The organism is Roseateles sp., from assembly GCF_039595295.1.
GTDB lineage: Bacteria > Pseudomonadota > Gammaproteobacteria > Burkholderiales > Burkholderiaceae_C > Roseateles.
The window spans coordinates 64793-81634 of sequence record NZ_JBCNLU010000004.1; the positions used below are offsets into that span (position 1 = coordinate 64793).

Below are 16842 nucleotides of genomic sequence, written 5' to 3' on the forward strand. Positions count from 1 at the left end.
GCGGGTGTCGCCCCCACTCTGATGACGGCGGGTCGATCCGCCTGGGCGCGTTGGCGCGGCCGCGGCGGATTGCTGGTCTCCGCCCTCTGCGACCCGGGCGCGCGCGGCGTGACGCGCCCGCGCGGCCTGCCGGGCGCGCTGATCGAGGTGCTTCAGGATCTCGCCGCGCTCGGCGCGCGCGTGTTCGTCGCGATGGTCTTCCTGCGATCCGGGCTCACGAAGATCCAGGACTGGGAGACCACGCTCGCGCTGTTCCAGGACGAGTACCACGTCCCTGTGTTGCCGCCCGAACTGGCGGCGTATCTGGGCACCGGCGGCGAGCTGGTGCTTCCGGTTCTGCTGATGCTCGGGCTGGGCGGACGCTTCGCGGCGCTGGGCCTGAGCGTCGTCAACCTGGTCGCGGTGCTGAGCCTGGAAGAAATCGCGCCCGCCGCGCTGCTGGGACATCAGCTCTGGGGCGCGCTGCTGCTGGCGGTGGCACTGTTCGGACCCGGCCGCGTCGCCGTGGACGCCGCGGTCCGGGACTGGCTCACTCGCGCGGACGGAACGTGATGATCATCACCTGCGGGACGCGGCCATCCGTGTCCGGCGGGAACTTCTCGGTCTTGTCCAGCGCCCGCAGCACGGCGCTGTCGAAGTCCGGCAGGCCGCTGGACTTCACGACCTTGCGCGCGATGATGGTGCCGTCCGGCGCCGCGCGCACCTCGACTTCCGCTTCCGGATTCGACGGCCCGCCCGGGTCGCTGTAGATGATGTTGGGCCGCACGCGGGCCTTGATGCGCCCCGCGTAGTTGGCCGACGGCCCCGAGCTCTTGAGCGCCGTCCCCGTCGAGGTCGGCCCGCCGCTCGCGCCGGCCATCCCCTGAATGCGCCGCAGATTCTCCTGACGCTGCGCCTCCGCGCGAGCCTCGGCATCCTTGCGCGCCTTCTCCTGTTTGGCCTTCTCGGCCTTGTCCTTGGCCGCGTCGTCCTTCTTCGCCTGCTCTTCCTTGAGCTTGCGATCACGCTCCTTCTTGTCGGCCTCGTCCTTCTCGCGCTTCTGCTGCTCGAGCTTGCGCTGCTTCTCGTCCGCCTCGCGCTGCGCCTGCTCTTCCTTCTGCTTGCGCTCCTTGGCCTTGGCGATGGCGATCTCCGCGTCGCGCTGGGCCTGGACCTGCTCGGGCGGCGGCTGCTGCGGCTTGGGCGGCTCGGGCTTGGGTTCTTCCTTGGGAGGCTGGGGCTGCGTTTCGGTCGGGAGCTGCTCCTTGGGCGCGGCGGCCTTGGGCACGGCGGACCAGAGTTCCGCCTCCATGGCCGGCACCGGCGTAGATCGCCAGCTGACGCCGAAGCTCAGCGCCACCACCAGCAGCACGTGCGCGGCGACGGCGAGGCTGAAACCGCGCCCCATGCCCGGGGCGGGCGGCGGACGCAAGGGATCCCGTTCGGGATGGATTCGGGAGGACGTGCTCATCGCGTGCTGTCGGTCCTCGGGATCAGTTGTCGGCGGGCGCGCCGTTCTTGACCGACAGGCCCACGCGCTGGATGCCGGCGCGCTGCAGCACGTCCATGGCCTTGACCACCGCTTCGTACTTCACGTTGCGGTCGGCCGAGATGACGACCGGCGTCGCCGCGTCGCCGTTCTGCGCTTCCTTGACGCGGGTCGCCAGCGCCTTCAGCGGAACGGGCGAGGGATCCTGGTCGCCGTCCAGCTTGATCTTGAGCTGCTCATCCGTGCCCACGATCACCTGGATCACGTGCTGCGGCTGGGACTTGGCGCTGCCCACGCTGGGCAGGTCCACCACGCCGGTGGTGATGAGCGGCGCGCTGACCATGAAGATGATCAGCAGCACCAGCATGACGTCGATGAAGGGAACCATGTTGATCTCGTTCATCGTGCGGCGGCGCGAACCGCCGCGGGAGGACATCGCGGGCATGTCGTTCTCCGGTGGGCGCGTTCAGCGCTGCGCGGCCGTCGCGGGCTGGCTGGCGTTGCGCTGCAGGATGTTGGAGAACTCCTCGATGAAGGTCTCCAGCGTGATCGCGTTGCGGTCGATCTGGCGCGCGAAGCGGTTGTAGGCCAGCACCGCCGGGATGGCGGCGAACAGGCCGATGGCGGTCGCGACCAGCGCCTCGGCGATGCCGGGCGCCACGGTGGCCAGGGTCACCTGCGTCAGGTTGGACAGGCCCACGAAGGCATGCATGATCCCCCAGATGGTGCCGAACAGGCCCACGTACGGGGAGACCGAGCCCACCGACGCCAGGAAGGAGAGATGCGATTCCATCGCGTCCAGCTCGCGCTGGAAGCTGGCGCGCATCGCGCGGCGGGCGCCGTCCAGCAGCTGACCGGCGTCGACCACGCGCTTCTCGCGCAGCTTGAGGAACTCGCGCATGCCGGAAGCGAAGATGCGTTCCAGCGGGGCGGCCTCCTGGCGGTTGGAGACGCTGCCGTACAGGTCGTTGAGGTTCTTGCCCGACCAGAACTCTTGCTCGAAGCCCTCGTTGCGGGCCTTGATGCGGCCCAGCGCGATCAGCTTGCTGAAGATCACGCTCCAGCTGGCCAGCGACACCAGCAACAGCGCGGCGATCACCAGTTGCACCGTGAGGCTGGCATGGGCGATCAGGGAGACGATGGAGAGGTCTTGATTCATGGGGTCGACGGAAAGAGTCGCTGGGGTGCCGGTCCGGTCGCGCCAGGGCGGCGGGCAGGCGGTTTTGCGGTCAAGGGGTGAATTGTGACAAGGCTGGCGGCCACCTCGGCAAACGGCGGGCCGGCATCTGCAAAGAAGCGTGTCGGCGCGCTCAGCCGCGTGCGGATGGCGGCACGTCCGGCTGCTGCAGCGATCGCAGGATGCGTGCCGGGATGCGCGCCGGCTTCAGGCTGAGCGCATCCACGCAGCCGATGCGGATGCGGCCCTGCGTCAGCAGCTGATCGCCGCGCCACACCTGCTGGTCGATGATCATGCTGGCGCGGCCGATCTCGCTGGGCTGCACGCTGACGCGCAGCCAGTCGTCCAGCCGGGCCGGCGCCAGATAGCGCAGCGCCGTGTCGCTGACGACGAACATCAGGCCGTCCTCGCGCCGCATGGTTTCCTGCTCGAAGCCCAGCGCGCGCAGCCATTCGGTGCGGGCGCGCTCCATGAACTTCAGGTAATTCGCGTAGAAGACGACACCACCGGCATCGGTGTCTTCCCAATAGATGCGCAGCTCATGCTGGAACGCGGGAAGTCCTGCTGCGAGGCCCGTCAAGGCGATCGCACCGCCGAGGAGCGCGGGGACGGAGGACGTGGGGTCGGCGGCGTTGTTCGTGTCGGACGCGGTCATGCGGCGTGGGTGGTGCTGCTGGTCTTGAGTTGATCGAGGCGGACGCGGATGCGCGCCAGCGCCTCGCGGAGATCGTCCATGCCGCTGGCGAAAGACAGCCGCAGGAAGCGTTCGCCGAAGGCGGGGCCGAAGTCGCGACCGGGCGTCAGCGCGACCTGCGCCTGCTGCATCAGGTCCATGCACAGGTCCCAGCTGGACAGGCCGGTGCCCGACGCATCGGCCCAGGCGTAGAAGGCGCCGTCGGGCATCACGGGGACGGGCAGCCCCATCGCCTCGAGCGCGGGCACGACGAGGTCGCGGCGGCGCTGCAGCTCCTGGCGGCGGCGTTCGTACTCGTCGAGCGAGGGCCGCTCGAAGCAGGCCAGCGCGGCCTGCTGCGCGATCGTCGACGGGCAGATGTAGAGGTTCTGCGCGAGCTTCTCGACCGGCGTGATCATGGCCTCGGGCAGCACCAGCCAGCCCAGGCGCCAGCCCGTCATGCCGAAGTATTTGGAGAAGCTGTTGATCGAGACCACGTCGTCGCCCAGCGCCAGCGCGCTCCGGGCGAAGCGCCGGTCGTAGCCCAGGGACTGGTAGATCTCGTCGACGACGGTGACCCCGCCGCGCTCGCGCACGAAGGCGTGGATGCGGGCGAGCTCGTCGGGCTCGATGGAAGTACCGGTCGGGTTGCTGGGCGAGGCCAGCAGCACGCCGCGGCTGCGCGCGTTCCAGTGCTCGCGCAGGTGGCCGATGTCGAGCTGGAAGCGCTGCTCGGGCGTGGAGGGGATCAGCACCGGCGTCGCGTCGACGGCGGCGACGAAGTGCCGGTTGCAGGGATAGCTGGGGTCCGGCATCAGGACCTCGTCGCCGGCCTGGAACAGCGCCAGGCAGGCCAGCTGCAGCGCGGCGGAGGCGCCGGCGGTGATGACGATGCGCTCGGGCGCGATCGTGAGGTTCTGGGTGTTGCGGTACCAGTCGGACAGGCGCTGGCGCAGCGAGACCAGGCCGTTGGCCTGCGTATAGGGGATCCGGCCGGAGGAGGCGAAGCGGGCGGCGGCCTCGCGCACGGCGGGACTGGCGCCGAAATCGGGCTCGCCGATGTTCAGGTAGATCATGTGCCGGCCGCCTTGCGCCGGGTCGCACACGGCGGAGCGGGCGATCTCGTCGGCGCGCTTGGCGCATTCCATGACGTAGAAGGGATCGATGGCATCGACGCGGTTGGCGAGTCTCATGGCACGGGCAGAGCGGGGAGGGCGGCTGCCATTCTAGGTTTAGCGCGCCGCGCCGCGATCGGGCTGTCAGGCATCGCCCGACAGGCGCTGTCGTGATCGCTCGACTTGCCGTCGAACCGCCCAAGCGGGAACATCCGGGGACGACATTCCGCATCCGGAAGCCTAGGGGGAACTGGCCCATGAACACGCCCTTCGTCCTGCACGGCCATTGCGCCTGCGGTCGCGCGGAGTACGCCGCACACGCCGTCGATCTCACCGCGACCGTCTGCTACTGCGAGATCTGCCGGCGCATGTCCGGCGGCGCGGGCATGGCCTGGCTGCCCATCGACGCCGCCACCTTTCGATCCAGCGGCTCACTGACCGCTTGGCGCGGCGCGGACGGACTGGAGCGCCGCTTCTGCCCGCAATGCGGCGCGGCGATCATGAGCATCGAGTCGCCCCAGGCGGCGGTCGCGCACGTCGCGGTCGGGACGCTGGACAACCAGAGCCTGGTCAAGGGCACGCGCAGCGTGTCGGTGAACGGTCGACCGCGATGGGACGCGGCGCACACGCTCACCCGGCCGTGCGCCCAGACGCAGGAGCCGCTGGCCGCGGCGGCCTCGGCCCCGCATCGCAGCGCGAGCGAGGAAGCGCTGCACGAGGCCTTGGCCAACGCGCCCGACGGCTTCGTCAGCATCGACTCGCGCGGCTTGATCACGGAATGGAATCACCAGGCGGAGGCGACGCTGGGCTGGACCTATGCCGAGGCGATCCGCCGCCCGCTGCACGAGGTCATCATCCCGCCCGAGATGCGCAGCGCGCATCTGCGCGGCATGTCCCGGCTCCAGCACACCGGCGACGGGCCGATGATGCGCAAGCACTTCGAGGTCGACGCCTTGCACAAGGACGGCCATCGGGTGCCGGTGCACCTCTTCGTAAAGCCGGTGAAGATGGACGGCGGCGTCGGCGCCACGGCGTTCATCCGCGCGGCGGAAGTGCTCGCCGCGCCGACCGCGCCGGCCGTCGCTCCCGCGACGACCTGAGCGCGGGTCAGCGCGGGGCGCTCAATGCGCCGCGGCGGACTTCTCCGCGTCGGCGGGCTCCTGCGCCAGCGCCTTCCCGCGGATCTTGGCGACCTGGCGCTCCGTCACCGGCGAGGCCTGGTTCTCCCAGCCTTGACGCAGGAAAGTGGCCAGCGTCGCGACCTCGCTGTCGGACAGGCCATGCGCGCACCGGGTGTTGAGATCGACGAGGTCTACGGTGGCGTGGTTCAGCGCGTCGTGGCGGGGCAGGCCGTCGACGGCGACGCGGGAGATCCATGACGCTGGACGATCTGCTCGGCCATGCGGCGCTGACGTACCGCAGGCCCAACGCCATCATCAAGTGGCACGGGCGGGACGAGGATGGCTGGCGGGAGTTGCGGATGTCGCCGGCCTTCGTGACCAACGACGGCGCCAGCCTGACCGCGCTGGCGGCGGCGCTGCGGGATCGCCGGATGGTGCGCGTGGAGATGGCGGATCCGGCGCACACGGTCTCGGTGAGCCGGGAGGGCGAGTCGGGGATCTATCTGCTCTTCCTGCAACCGCGCTTCCGGATCCCGAAGATCAAGGTCGCGCTGGACTTTCTCGTGGAGCGGCTCGCCGACGCCGACCGCTAGCGCTGCGCGCGCGCCGCGCGATCCAGCGCTTGCAGCAGCGCCCACCACAGCGCCCCGGTCACCAGCGCCACGGCCGCCGAGCCGATCACCGCGGTCCGCAGGTTATGCAGCCACCACAGCCCGACGAAACCGAAGGGCAGGGTGGCGAGCCCGAGCAGCCCGGCGACCAGGAAGACCAGGCCGTTCGCGCCGTCAATGCGGCGGCGGATGGCGCCGAGCTCCATCGCCGCCGCGCCGCCGAACAGCAGCGCCACGGCGACGCCCCACAGGAGCGTGAAGATCATGAACGCGCTCACTTGGCGGAGGCCGGGCCGACGTCGCGCAACAGGCGGGACGGGATCGCGATCCGGGTCTGCGGCGGGAAGCGGCCCACGCAGTTGCCCGTCACCACCGGCACCTGAGCGGCCTCGCGGACCACGCCGTTGCGCTTGTCGTGGTCATGCCGGTTGGTCACGCGCGTGCCGGCGGGCAACACGCAGCTCTGGTTGCCCGGCATCGTGACCGTGTAGTTGGCGGTCAGCACGCCCTGGCGGCCCGGGTCCTGCGCGGCTTGCTTCTCGGCCTGCGCCTGCTGGAAGCGCGCGTTGTCCTGGATGCTGAAGTCCCGCAGCAGCCACAGCACCGGCGCGCTCAGCAGCCCGCCCAGCAGCACGATGAGGATCGTGCGGCCGCGCGCCGCGGAGGCGGTCTTGGCCGCGCCCGGCGTCGCACCGGTAGCGCCGGCGTTTTCATACGCGACCCACGGAGCGGCCAGACGCGTGTGCCGGCGCTGACGCACGATCAGCCAGATCGCCAGCACGAAAGCGGCCATCGCCGCGATCCAGCCCAGGCCCATCAGCTGCATGCCGTAGGCGTACGGGGTCTGAAGGAAGAAGCCCGCGCTCAGCGCGACGCCCGCCAAGCCCAGCAAGGCCGGCCAGGCGACCAGCAGCTTGATCCAGCCGCCAAAGCTGCGCAGCAGCGCCTTGAGCCCCTGTCCGGCGGGCGCCGCCGGGTGGGACAGCCCGAGCCGCATCGCCAACACCAGCGCCACCATCAGGCCCCAGGTCCCGAGCCCGAACGGCATGTTCGAATGGCCGCGAATCATCAGCAGCGCGGGCCACATCGTCCCCGTCGCGGCCAGCAGCACCATCATGACCAGCACCGCCTTCAGCGCACCGGTGACCAGTCGCCAGCGGCGGACCTTGCCCGCCCAGTGCGGGCCGGGCTGGAGCAGCGGCTCCAACGCCTGCGCGCGCTTCAGGCGCGCATAGGTGCCGGGCAGCATGTGGTCGTCGGCCACCTGATCGGTGGACGCGCCCAGCGCCAGCAACGCGCGGGCCAGCGGCTCGCTGCCCCAGGCCGCGGCCCAGTGCAGGCCGGCCTTGCCGCCGTAGACGGCGTCGACGCGCGCGCCCGCCTTGACGAGCGCCTCCAGCACCGGCAAGTAGTCGGCGTGATGGCCGTGGACGTATTGGCTCGCGAAGAGCGCGGCGGCCCAGGCGTCCATCGGCGGCATGTTGGCGACGAAGCCGTTGGGGCTGGTCAGCGCGGGATCCGCGCCGGCCTGCAGCAGCTTGCCCACCAGCGCGGGCACCTGCGCGGCCTCTGCGTTCTGAAGGGCCAGGTGCAGCGGCAGCTGGCCGGTCGAGCCTGGCCGGTTGGGATCCGCGCCGGCGGCGAGCAGTTGCTCGACGACCTGGGGCACCACCGGCTGCTTGGCGCCGTCCGCGTTGACCTTCAGAAGGGCGAGCTCCAGCAGCGTGCGCTGTTGCTCATCGGTCGCGTGCAGGTCCGCGCCGCGCGACAGCAGCAGCGCGATCGCCTCCGGACGCCGGAAGCTGACCGCGCCGCCCAGCGGCAGCAGGCCGAAGCCGTCGATCACGTCCAGGCGCGCCCCGCGATCCAGCATGAAGCGGATCGCGTCCAGCATGCCGTTGCAGGCGGCCATGACCAGCGGGCGCAGCTTGCCGGCGGAGGCGTTGAAATCCAGGCCGAGGCGCGCGAAGGTCGGCAGCAGGTCCTCGCGCTTGCGACGCAGCAGCGCGGTCGCGATGCCGCCTTGGCGATCGGCCCAGTCCGGCACGAGCTCCTTGAAGCTCAGCCAGGGCAGGGCGTGCATCAGGCCCATCTGGTCGACGGGCTCGGCGCCGCGCAGGCCTTCGATCTTTTCGACATGGCCCAGCCGCTGCAGCCAGATCAGCAGCAGCGAGGCCGACTGCGTCACTTGCTGCGCCGCCTCGTCCCGCACGGCCTGCGGCGCCTGCGCGAGCTCCTCGGGCGTGAAGAAGTCCTGCCCGCCCAGCCGCAGCCGGTTGCGGCCGCCGCTGTGCAGGTTGAAGACCACGGTGTTGAAGCTGAGCTCCGCCGGGTCCTTGGACATGAAGCGGCCCAGGGTCTCGGTCGCGAACTCCTGCTCGCCTCGCGCCTGGAGGTAGAGGTAGAAGGGCTCGTTGGGCTTGGCCAGCGCGCTCAGGTAATGGGCCTTCTCGGCCAGCAGCAGCTCGGCGAAGCCTTCCTCGGTCGTGGCCTGCCGCCCCGCGTGGGAAACGAAGGGGCGGTCGATGTCCAGCGTGTAGATCGCGCGCAGCAGACCGGCTTTGCGCGACGCGGGATCGCGGTCGAACTGGCGCACGATCTTCTGCATCTCGGTGGACAGGTCCATGTCCTCGCAGGCGTCCAGCCACTTCTGGATGCTGCCCATGAACAGGTGGTCCTCGCCCTTGTCGGGGTACTTCTCCAGCAGCGCCGCCAGTTGCGCGGGGGTCTCGAAGTACTCGTCGCCCAGGAAGGCGCGGCGCTGATAGCTGCGGCGGCTGGAGGCGTAGTCGACCTGCAGCGATTGCTGGTCGATCCAGCGCCGCACTTCCCCGCGGCCGAAACGGTCCTTCACGCCCGGGTGCACCAGGCCCTTGATGAGCGTCTCCAGCGACTTGTCGATACCCAGCGGGAAGGGCACTTCCTTGTCCTGGATCTGCTGGATGCGGCGGCCGTCGGGCACGCCCTCGAAGGGCGTGGTGCCTTGCCAGCAGCCCAGCAGCGTGATGCCCAGGGCGAAGTAGTCGACCTTCTCGGTGACGAAGGCCACCGTCTGGTTGCCGAAGCGGGAGAGCTCGGGCGCGGCGTACTCGCGGGTGCCGTTGGCGGTGACCTGCACGTCGGGGCTGCCCGCCGCGCGCAGCGTGGAGATGCCGAAATCGGCCAGCACCACCCGCTCGAAGTCGGGGCCGGAGAGCAGCACGTTGGCCGGCTTGAGGTCCTGATAGATCAGGCCCACGGTGCCGTGCAGATGATCCAGGCCGTCGGCGATGCCGGCGGCCAGGCGGCGCAGCAGCGCCAGGTCGCGGATCGGGCCGTGGTGGCGCAGATGCTGCTCGAGGGTGCCGCCGGCCACGTACTCCATCACCTCGACATCGCGGCCGTCGACCGTGCCCAGATCCAGGATGGTGACGACGTTGCGATGCGGCAGCTCGCGCAGCTTGCGCAGCACCGGCTGCTTGGCGCGGATGCCCGGCCGGTAATGCTTGAGCACGACCTGGCGGCCGTCCGGCGTCTGGGCGACGCAGGTCCGGGCCTCGGTCGTGTGCTGGGTCAGCTCGGTGACCACGAGATAGGTCTGGCCGTTGAGCGACAGCGATTGGCCGGCATGCAGCCAGGTCACCGCTTCGCCGCCACCGGTGCCCGCGCCGGTGGCCGGCGAGGTGGCCGGTGTCGTGCTCGCGGCGTCCACGCGCGCGGTGCCGGTGGGGCCGGCGGTCGGCGTGTCGATGCGCGCCGTGCCGGCGGGTCCGACCGCAGCGGCGTCAATGCGGGCCGTGCCTGCCGGGCCGATGTCCGATCCGGCCGATGCCGCTTGCGCCGCGGCCTGTGGCGCGTCAATGCGGGCGGTGCCCGCGGGGCCGACGGGCGGCGCATCGATGCGCGCCGTGCCTTCGGGGCCGATGAGGGTGGGGTCGGAAGCTTGGCTCATGCGTGGATTCAGGTGAAGGCCTGGAATGCTCGAAAGGGTCAGTTCGGGGCCGGGGCGAAGCCGGCGGCGGCCTGCTCGGCGCGGGCGATGTCGACGATGAGCACGGAGATGTTGTCCGTGCCGCCGGCCCCATGGGCCAGCCGCACCAGCGTGCGCACCGCCGTCTCGCGGTCCGCTTGCAGCGCGAGTTGCAGGGTGGGCGCATCGATCAGGTCATGCAGGCCGTCGCTGCTCAGCAGGAAGCGGTCGCCGACGCGCAGCTCCCCGTCCAGCCGCTCGACCTCCAGCCAGCTGCGATCGCCGCCGCCCAGGGAGTTGGCCAGCAGCTGCTTGGGCGTCGCCGCGCCGCTGTGCAGCGCGGGCGCGACGTGGTCCTGGGTCAGCTGTTCGAGTTGACCGTCGCGCAGCCGGTACAGGCGGCTGTCGCCGGCATGAAAGCGCCAGGCGCGTCCGTGCCGCAGCAGCAGACCGACGGCGGTGGTGCCCATGCCGCGGCAGGCCGGATCGGCGATCCCTTGATCGAGCAGCTCGACATGCGTGCGCGTCGCCCAGATTTCCAGCAGCTCGGTCAATTCGTCGTCGTCCAGATCGGCCGGCGCTTGGCGCAGCAGCGCGGCGAGCCGCGTCATCGCGTGCTCGCTGGCGCGCTCACCCGCTGCGGCGCCGCCCATGCCGTCGGCCACCGCGACGACCAGCCGGCCCTGCGCGGGTTCCACCGTCAGGCGGGCGCCGAAGGCGCGATCGCGCAGCAGCGTGTCGCCGACGAGGATCATGTCCTCGTTGTTCGTGCGCACCCGGCCCAGATCGCAGCAGGCATCGAGGTCGACGATCATTCCAGCACCACCTGCAGCGCGACGTCGCCCAGCGACAGCACGCTGCCGGCCGACAGCGGGTGCTCGACGCCAGGCGCGATGCGCCGTCCGTCGATGAAGCTGTGGTTGTAGGAGTCCAGGTCCTTCACGAACCAGGCGCCGGCGGCGTCCTGGCGCAGCTCGACATGCTGGCTGGAGATCTGCGCGAAGCGCGACAGCACGTCCGCATGCGGGCCCAGGCGACGGCCCAGCACCGCGCCCGAGGCGGGCGTCAGGTCGATGCCTTGCGAGGCGGCGCGCAGGCGCAGCCGGGTCGGGAGGGCGCCGGAGGACGAAGTGGCCGTGAAAGTCGCAGCGGGCGAAGCAGTGCCGGGGACGGCCGGCGACACCCAAGCCGTTGGCGGCGCCGACGGCGTCGCTGCCGAAACAGCTGCTGCGTTGGCGGAGTCGACCGCGCCGGCCTTGCGCGACACGAGCGCCGTGCCGTCGGCCGGGCAGCGCTTGCCCTTGCCGAGGTGGCCGCAGCGCGGGCATTGCATCAGCTCGGCGCCGCATTGGTCGCAGTGCAGGCTGTCATCGTCGATCGACTGTTTGCAGGAGGGGCAGTGCATGGCGCTCTAGATCGGAACGAGGTGGGGTCAGGTCGCGGACAGCGTCGAGGTGTCGGTCCTTGCGTCGGCGCTGGCGGCAGCGTCAGCGGAGGGGGCCGCCGCGCCCGTCCGGTCGATGCCGAGCGCCTCGATGTCGGCGGGCAGGATGGTGCGCAGGGCCTGCGCGTAGGCCGCCGGATCGCCGACGAGCGCCTCGGCGCGGCGTCCGGTGATCTTGCCCACGCGCTCATACAGCTGGCGCACCGTGCGGCCGTTGGCGAAGCCGCGATCGCGCCGCGCGAAGACCGCTTCCAGGTGACGCAGCAGCAGCGGCTGCGCGTCCTCGTCGAGCGCCACGCCGTCGGCGGCCGCCAGCGACTGGAAGATGCGCCGCATCTCGTCCGGCGTGTAGTCCGGGAAGAAGACCGTGTCGGTGAAGCGCGAGCGCAGGCCCGAGTTGCTGTCCAGGAAGACCTGCATCTCGCGGTCGTAGCCGGCGGCGATCACGATGAACTTGCCGCGGTCGTCCTCCATGCGCTTGAGCAGCGTGTCCACCGCCTCCTGGCCGAAGCTGTCGTGACCGCCCGCGCTGTTGCACAGCGCGTAGGCTTCGTCGATGAAGAGGATGCCGCCCAGCGCCTGATCGCAGGCGTCATGCACCCGCGGCGCGGTCTGGCCTTGGTACTGGCCGATCAGCTTGCCGCGATCGACCTCGATCACGCGGTCCGTGGGCAGCAGGCCCAGCGCGTGGAAGATGCGCGCCATGATGCGGGCCACCGTCGTCTTGCCGGTGCCCGGCGCGCCGGTGAACAGGAAGTGCTGGGCCAGCGGCCGCGTCTGATTCAGCGCGCGGGCCCGCGACAGCGCCGCTTGCAGATCACGCACCGTCTCCTTGACCGCGGAGAGCCCGATCATCCCGTCCAGCTCGGCCAGGATCTCGTCAATGGACTGGCCGCTGCCGGCGCTGGCCGGACCGGGGATGTCCTCGGCGCGCAGCTCGGCCAGCTGCGCGGCGTCAGGGATCTCGGGCAGGCGTCGTAGCCGCTCGGACTGGGCCCGCTTGATCGTGGTCAACAGGTTGCGGGCTTCGCGGCCGTTGGCGAAGTCCTTGGACTTGCGCGCGCAGCGATCCGCGAAGAAGGCGCGCACCTTGGCGCGCGAGGCCGCGTCGAGCACCAGCTTCTCCTTGCCCGCGAGGCGCGCCAGGATCTCGGTGAGCTCGTCCGGCGTGTAGTCGTCGAGGTGGAAGCTGCGCTGGAAGCGCGACTGCAGGCCGGGATTGGTGCCTAGGAAATCGGCGATCTGGTCGCGGTAGCCGGCGGCGATGACGATGTACTTGCCGCGGTCGTCCTCCATGCGCTTGAGCAGCGTGTCCACGGCCTCTTGGCCGAAGCTGTCGTTGCCCGAGGCGCCGCACAACGCGTAGGCCTCGTCGATGAAGAGGATGCCGCCGATGGCCTGATCGCAGGCCGCGTTCACGCGTGTGGCGGTGTGGCCCTGCCACTGGCCGACCAGCTTGCCGCGATCGACCTCGACCACATGGCCGGAGGGCAGCACGCCCAGGGCCTCGAAGACGTCGCCCAGCACCCTCGCCACCGTGGTCTTGCCGGTGCCAGGGTTGCCGGTCAAGGTGAAGTGGAAGGCGTGCTGGCTGTCGTCGCCCGAGCCCATGCCCAGCGCCTGGCGGCGCCGCGCGGTCTCGATGTCCTTGTGCAGCAGCGCGACTTCCTCCTTCAGCGCCGTCATGCCGACGAAGCCGTTGAGCTCGACCAGGATCTCGTCGATGGACTTGCGCTGCTCGACCTCGCCCTGGATGTCCTCGGGCAGCAGCTGGCGGTCCGGCCCCTTGCGGCGGTAGTAGCTGCGCTCGATGGCGGCCGCCTCGTCCAACGCCAGCCGACCATTGACCGAGCGGATCGAGGTGTCGCCGCTCTTGAGCCGGCGCTGCAGCCAGCGCATGCGCATGGCCAGCCGATCGCGGGTGGCGTCAGACAGCGCGAAGCCCTTGTCGCTCAAATCACGCTCGGCGATGGCGGTCAGCTGCGGCGGGTCGTAATCGGCGATGCGGAAGATGTTGCGCAGGCGGCCGACCAAGTTGCGGTGCTCGGTCTTGTCCAGCAGCTCCTTCAGGCCGTAGGGCAGGCCGGCCATGATCAGTACCGGATCCAGCGGGGACTGCTCGGCGCGCTGCATCAGCAGGTGCAGCGCGGGCTGCGGGTCGCCCTCGTCGCTGACCAGCTTGTGGGCGTTGTCGACGAAGAGCACGCCGCCCTTGGCCGCGTCGAACTGCGCGGCCAGTGACTTGGGCTCCAGCTCCTCGGGCTGCAGCGCGTCGACCAGCACGGGCGTGGGCTTGTCGGTCAGCTTGAGGCCGACCAGGGTCTCGGCGATCAGATAGCCCAGGCGGGTCTTGGCGGTGCCCGAGTCACCGACGATCAGCGTCGCGAACGGGGAGCGCGGATCGCGTCCGGCCAGGCGCATGCCTTCCACGGTTTCGGTCAGCTCGGTGAGCGCCTGCCGGATGGGCGCCAGCCCGATCAGCCGGCCCAGCAGCGCATCGCCGCCCTGGGGGGGCAGGGCCTCGCCGCAGCGCTTGCAGAACCGGGCGATGGCGCGGTTGTCCGCGGCGCAAGCCTGGCATCGAATCATGGAATCCCTCCTGAATATCGTTGTTCCGCATCCTTGCCGGCGCTCTTCAGGGCGCGCGTGCAAGGCTCAAGGCCGCCGTCAAAAGATCCACACGCCGCCGTCCTCCGGTTTGGCGCAGTCGTTGGGCGTGGGGTGCTCGGCGTGGAACGCGTTGCAGCGCCAGAGCTTGGGGACCAGCCCCTCCGCGGCCAGTTGCTGACGCACGGCCATCATGTGGCAGCGCGCCTGTTGCCCATCCGAGAAACGCAGCGCCTCCGAGGCGGCGGCGATCGCCTGCGCCCGCTCGCGCGCGGCGCGCAGGCGGGCGGACAAGGTGAGCCGGCGGCCCTGAAGGCTTTGGACTTCGCCGGCGCGAAGTGTCTGCTGCCGGGCGTCCTCGCGGGCTTGCTCGGCCCGGACGCGGGCGGCGGCCTCGGTGGCCGCGCGGGCCGCCTCGGCTTGTTGGCCGGCCTCGCGCGATTGGTCCTCGCCGCGCTGCAGGCTGGCGACCGTGTCGCGCAGGCCGTCCAGCGTCTGGCGGGAGATCAGCCGGCTCGCCGGCCCCGGCGGGGCCGCCTCGTGATCGGATGTTTCATCCGCCAGCGCTTCCAGCTCTGCCTGCAATGCGTGGATCTCGACGAGTTCGGCGCTCAAGGCGGCGGTCGGAGGCGCCTGCACGGCGGCCTGGGCGCGCTCGGTGACCGCGTCGCCGCAGCCGGTGCAGAAGTCGAAGAAGCTGGTGCGGCCGCAGCCGGCGCAGGCCATGCCGGACTGGTTGCAGCCGCATTCCTCGCAGAACTGGGCGCCCTTGTCCAAGGCCGTATAGCAGAAGCGGCACTGGCCTTCGCGCAGCCAATGGCCGCAGGCTTCGCAGAAGTCGCCATGGACGGCGCTGGCGCAGGCGGGGCACTGGGTCAGCGAAAACCCGCAGTCCACGCAATAGCGCGCGTCGGGCGCGTTGATCGTTCCGCAGACCGCGCAGCCGTGGGGGGAGGGGGCGATCCGCGACTCGATTCGACTCGCGGAAGCGACAGCGCCAGGGGCCTGAGCGCCCGGCGCGGACAGCGTCGCGGCGGCGGCGGCCGGACGATCCGGGGTTCGGGAATCAGTCATGAGCGGGCTCCCGCGAGAGAGCGGCAGGCGCGCGGGCGACCGGGGCGGCACGGCAAGGAGCAGGCATTGACAGGTGTTTGACGCTGACCGCGCCTCCAGCGCGGGTCCTCTTCGTGACGCCGCAGATCACGGATCGTCGATGAGCAATTGCCGGCTTGGGACGCTTGGAGTTCTTTTACTTCTCTGACGAAATGGATGATAGCGGCGCGCTGTTGACACCTGACCCCTGGACCGGTGACTCGGCCGGGTGTTCGTGACGGGCGTCACTGCCGCTCAGCGATCCAGGTGGACGTCTTCGGGTGTCAAGCGATAGCCGCTGGTCGCCAGCACGGAGCTGGTCGCCTGCGCCTGGATGCGGCCGGTCACGGTGACCACCGACATCGAGCGGACGCCGACGATCTTCGCGGGCGCCTTCACATGGACGATCTGGTTGGGCGGCGGCGGCGGGCTGTGGATGCAGGCGCCGTAATAGGGGACGAGCAGGAACTCGTCGGTGCCGCCCCAGCCCACGCCCAGCGGCACCACGTAGCCGCGCAGGCGCACGCGCTGGCCATCGAGCTCCGGGCGGACGGGCGCGTTGGCGAATGCGTCCTGGAGCTCAGCCATCATCTGGCGCGCGGCGGGGTCGTCATCGGCGAGCGAGGCCAGCGCCTGCGGGTCCGGGCGCGTCGCGGTGGCGGACGCCGAGGGGTGCCGCGGATCCCAGCCGGGCGGCATCAGCGCCGACCAGGCGAGCTCCCGCACGCCGTCTGGCAAGGGGGACGAGGCGGCGCCGGCGCGCGGCTGGCCGGCACCGGATGCACGGGTCGTGTCGGTCGTGTCGGCCGCGCTGGTCGCATCCATCGCGCCGAGCGACCTCAGCGTCATCGCGACGGGCACGCCGGTGGCGATGGCCGCGACCAGTCCCAGCTTCAGCCACCAGGGCGCTTTGGCGATGCGGATCAACGTGGCGGACTCCGGTAGGCCTCGACGCGCGCCGCATCGAGCCGGTAGCCGCTGACGCCCATGTCGCTGGGCTGGCGGTCCAGCCGCAGCACGCCGCTGGCCCAGACGGTGTCCATCGCGCGCAGCTGCTTGGCCGGCTGCGCCAGCTTGACCAGCACGATCTGGTTGGCCGGCGGCGGAGGCATGTGGATGCAGGCGCCGAAGTAGGGCACGAGCAGGAACTCGCGCACGCCGTCCTTGTCGGTCTGCAGCGGCACGACGTAGCCGGGCAGGCGCACGGCGTCGTCCTGCAGCGCCTCGACGAGCGGCGCGTTGTCCAGCTCGTCGCGCAGGTCGGCCATCAGCGCGGCCATGCGCGGGCTGTTGTCGCTCATGCGGCCCAGGTTGAGATCGCGGAAACGCTTCATCGGATCCCAGCCCGGCGGCACCAGCTGACTCCAAGTGAGCTCGCGATAGCTCAAGGCCGGTGTGCCGGCAGTGACGCCGGCAGTGGCGCCGGATGACGCGCTGGCGGCGGCGCCGGTCGCGGTGGCCGATGCGGGCTTGGCCGCGAAGGCGCTGGAGGGCGCGAGCGATCCCAAGACCAGCCCGGCACAGGCGACCAAGCGCGACGCCATGGCGGCGAGGGCGCTGAGACCTCGCTGAGGATGACGCATGC

Annotated in this window: 16 protein-coding genes and 1 pseudogene; 3 read left to right on the forward strand and 14 right to left on the reverse strand. The window is 70.8% G+C overall.

The features are described from left to right. Positions 1–21: 21 nt before the first annotated feature. Positions 22–552, forward strand: a complete 531-nt coding sequence (locus ABDW59_RS04590; protein ID WP_343628314.1) for a DoxX family protein — start codon at positions 22–24, stop codon at positions 550–552. Here ABDW59_RS04590 and tolA read toward each other — a convergent pair. The 5 genes from tolA to ABDW59_RS04615 form a co-directional block, all read right to left on the reverse strand. Beyond that, positions 530–1450: a cell envelope integrity protein TolA gene (gene tolA, locus ABDW59_RS04595; protein ID WP_343628315.1), complete on the reverse strand. Its 921-nt coding sequence runs from the start codon at positions 1448–1450 to the stop codon at positions 530–532. The genes ABDW59_RS04590 and tolA overlap by 23 nt on opposite strands. A 22-nt stretch (positions 1451–1472) precedes the next feature. After that, complete coding sequence (gene tolR / locus ABDW59_RS04600) at positions 1473–1913, reverse strand: protein TolR (protein ID WP_343628316.1); 441 nt, start codon at positions 1911–1913, stop codon at positions 1473–1475. A gap of 21 nt (positions 1914–1934) precedes the next feature. Continuing rightward, positions 1935–2627: a protein TolQ gene (gene tolQ, locus ABDW59_RS04605; protein WP_343628317.1), complete on the reverse strand. Its 693-nt coding sequence runs from the start codon at positions 2625–2627 to the stop codon at positions 1935–1937. A gap of 151 nt (positions 2628–2778) precedes the next feature. After that, on the reverse strand, positions 2779–3300 hold the full coding sequence (gene ybgC, locus ABDW59_RS04610; protein WP_343628319.1) for a tol-pal system-associated acyl-CoA thioesterase: 522 nt from the start codon (positions 3298–3300) through the stop codon (positions 2779–2781). Continuing rightward, positions 3297–4511, reverse strand: a complete 1215-nt coding sequence (locus ABDW59_RS04615; protein WP_343628320.1) for a pyridoxal phosphate-dependent aminotransferase — start codon at positions 4509–4511, stop codon at positions 3297–3299. The genes ybgC and ABDW59_RS04615 overlap by 4 nt, the downstream gene beginning before the upstream one ends. Positions 4512–4690: 179 nt before the next feature. Between ABDW59_RS04615 and ABDW59_RS04620 the strand changes: the two genes are divergently transcribed. After that, complete coding sequence (locus tag ABDW59_RS04620) at positions 4691–5533, forward strand: PAS domain S-box protein (RefSeq protein ID WP_343628321.1); 843 nt, start codon at positions 4691–4693, stop codon at positions 5531–5533. A gap of 21 nt (positions 5534–5554) precedes the next feature. On the opposite strand, the pseudogene ABDW59_RS04625 reads toward ABDW59_RS04620, so the two are convergent. Then, positions 5555–5710: pseudogene (locus ABDW59_RS04625) on the reverse strand (alcohol dehydrogenase); the annotation flags it as partial. Positions 5711–5808: 98 nt separating this feature from the next. On the opposite strand from ABDW59_RS04625, the gene ABDW59_RS04630 reads away from it, so the two are divergent. Next, complete coding sequence (locus ABDW59_RS04630; protein ID WP_343628322.1) at positions 5809–6147, forward strand: hypothetical protein; 339 nt, start codon at positions 5809–5811, stop codon at positions 6145–6147. Here the strand turns inward: ABDW59_RS04630 and ABDW59_RS04635 are convergent. The 8 genes from ABDW59_RS04635 to ABDW59_RS04670 all read right to left on the reverse strand — a co-directional run bounded on the left by ABDW59_RS04635 (position 6144) and on the right by ABDW59_RS04670 (position 16840). Continuing rightward, complete coding sequence (locus ABDW59_RS04635) at positions 6144–6431, reverse strand: hypothetical protein (RefSeq protein ID WP_343628324.1); 288 nt, start codon at positions 6429–6431, stop codon at positions 6144–6146. The genes ABDW59_RS04630 and ABDW59_RS04635 overlap by 4 nt on opposite strands. An 8-nt stretch (positions 6432–6439) precedes the next feature. Beyond that, a complete protein-coding gene (locus ABDW59_RS04640; protein ID WP_343628325.1) occupies positions 6440–10096 on the reverse strand; it encodes a protein kinase in 3657 nt (1218 codons plus the stop codon). Positions 10097–10134: 38 nt separating this feature from the next. Further along, positions 10135–10929 (reverse strand): PP2C family serine/threonine-protein phosphatase, encoded by a 795-nt coding sequence (locus ABDW59_RS04645; RefSeq protein ID WP_343628326.1) that lies wholly within the window; start codon positions 10927–10929, stop codon positions 10135–10137. Further along, positions 10926–11519: an FHA domain-containing protein gene (locus tag ABDW59_RS04650; RefSeq protein ID WP_343628327.1), complete on the reverse strand. Its 594-nt coding sequence runs from the start codon at positions 11517–11519 to the stop codon at positions 10926–10928. The genes ABDW59_RS04645 and ABDW59_RS04650 overlap by 4 nt, the downstream gene beginning before the upstream one ends. A gap of 27 nt (positions 11520–11546) precedes the next feature. Beyond that, a complete protein-coding gene (locus ABDW59_RS04655) occupies positions 11547–14147 on the reverse strand; it encodes an AAA family ATPase (RefSeq protein WP_343628328.1) in 2601 nt (866 codons plus the stop codon). A gap of 78 nt (positions 14148–14225) precedes the next feature. Beyond that, the gene (locus ABDW59_RS04660) at positions 14226–15239 is read right to left on the reverse strand and encodes a zinc ribbon domain-containing protein (RefSeq protein ID WP_343628329.1); all 1014 of its coding nucleotides are present in this window, start codon (positions 15237–15239) and stop codon (positions 14226–14228) included. Positions 15240–15512: 273 nt separating this feature from the next. Next, complete coding sequence (locus tag ABDW59_RS04665; protein ID WP_343628330.1) at positions 15513–16184, reverse strand: DUF3299 domain-containing protein; 672 nt, start codon at positions 16182–16184, stop codon at positions 15513–15515. Next, positions 16181–16840, reverse strand: coding sequence for a DUF3299 domain-containing protein (locus ABDW59_RS04670; protein WP_343628331.1), 660 nt, complete (start codon positions 16838–16840; stop codon positions 16181–16183). The genes ABDW59_RS04665 and ABDW59_RS04670 overlap by 4 nt, the downstream gene beginning before the upstream one ends. Positions 16841–16842 lie beyond the last annotated feature (2 nt).

What these genes read in the sequence shown, in the direction of transcription:
- ABDW59_RS04590 (WP_343628314.1), top strand. Translation starts at nt 22, where the DNA reads ATGACGGCGGGTCGATCCGCCTGGGCGCGTTGGCGCGGCCGCGGCGGA.
- tolA (WP_343628315.1), bottom strand. Translation starts at nt 1,450, where the DNA reads ATGAGCACGTCCTCCCGAATCCATCCCGAACGGGATCCCTTGCGTCCG.
- tolR (WP_343628316.1), bottom strand. Translation starts at nt 1,913, where the DNA reads ATGCCCGCGATGTCCTCCCGCGGCGGTTCGCGCCGCCGCACGATGAAC.
- tolQ (WP_343628317.1), bottom strand. Translation starts at nt 2,627, where the DNA reads ATGAATCAAGACCTCTCCATCGTCTCCCTGATCGCCCATGCCAGCCTC.
- ybgC (WP_343628319.1), bottom strand. Translation starts at nt 3,300, where the DNA reads ATGACCGCGTCCGACACGAACAACGCCGCCGACCCCACGTCCTCCGTC.
- ABDW59_RS04615 (WP_343628320.1), bottom strand. Translation starts at nt 4,511, where the DNA reads ATGAGACTCGCCAACCGCGTCGATGCCATCGATCCCTTCTACGTCATG.
- ABDW59_RS04620 (WP_343628321.1), top strand. Translation starts at nt 4,691, where the DNA reads ATGAACACGCCCTTCGTCCTGCACGGCCATTGCGCCTGCGGTCGCGCG.
- ABDW59_RS04630 (WP_343628322.1), top strand. Translation starts at nt 5,809, where the DNA reads ATGACGCTGGACGATCTGCTCGGCCATGCGGCGCTGACGTACCGCAGG.
- ABDW59_RS04635 (WP_343628324.1), bottom strand. Translation starts at nt 6,431, where the DNA reads ATGATCTTCACGCTCCTGTGGGGCGTCGCCGTGGCGCTGCTGTTCGGC.
- ABDW59_RS04640 (WP_343628325.1), bottom strand. Translation starts at nt 10,096, where the DNA reads ATGAGCCAAGCTTCCGACCCCACCCTCATCGGCCCCGAAGGCACGGCG.
- ABDW59_RS04645 (WP_343628326.1), bottom strand. Translation starts at nt 10,929, where the DNA reads ATGATCGTCGACCTCGATGCCTGCTGCGATCTGGGCCGGGTGCGCACG.
- ABDW59_RS04650 (WP_343628327.1), bottom strand. Translation starts at nt 11,519, where the DNA reads ATGCACTGCCCCTCCTGCAAACAGTCGATCGACGATGACAGCCTGCAC.
- ABDW59_RS04655 (WP_343628328.1), bottom strand. Translation starts at nt 14,147, where the DNA reads ATGATTCGATGCCAGGCTTGCGCCGCGGACAACCGCGCCATCGCCCGG.
- ABDW59_RS04660 (WP_343628329.1), bottom strand. Translation starts at nt 15,239, where the DNA reads ATGACTGATTCCCGAACCCCGGATCGTCCGGCCGCCGCCGCCGCGACG.
- ABDW59_RS04670 (WP_343628331.1), bottom strand. Translation starts at nt 16,840, where the DNA reads ATGCGTCATCCTCAGCGAGGTCTCAGCGCCCTCGCCGCCATGGCGTCG.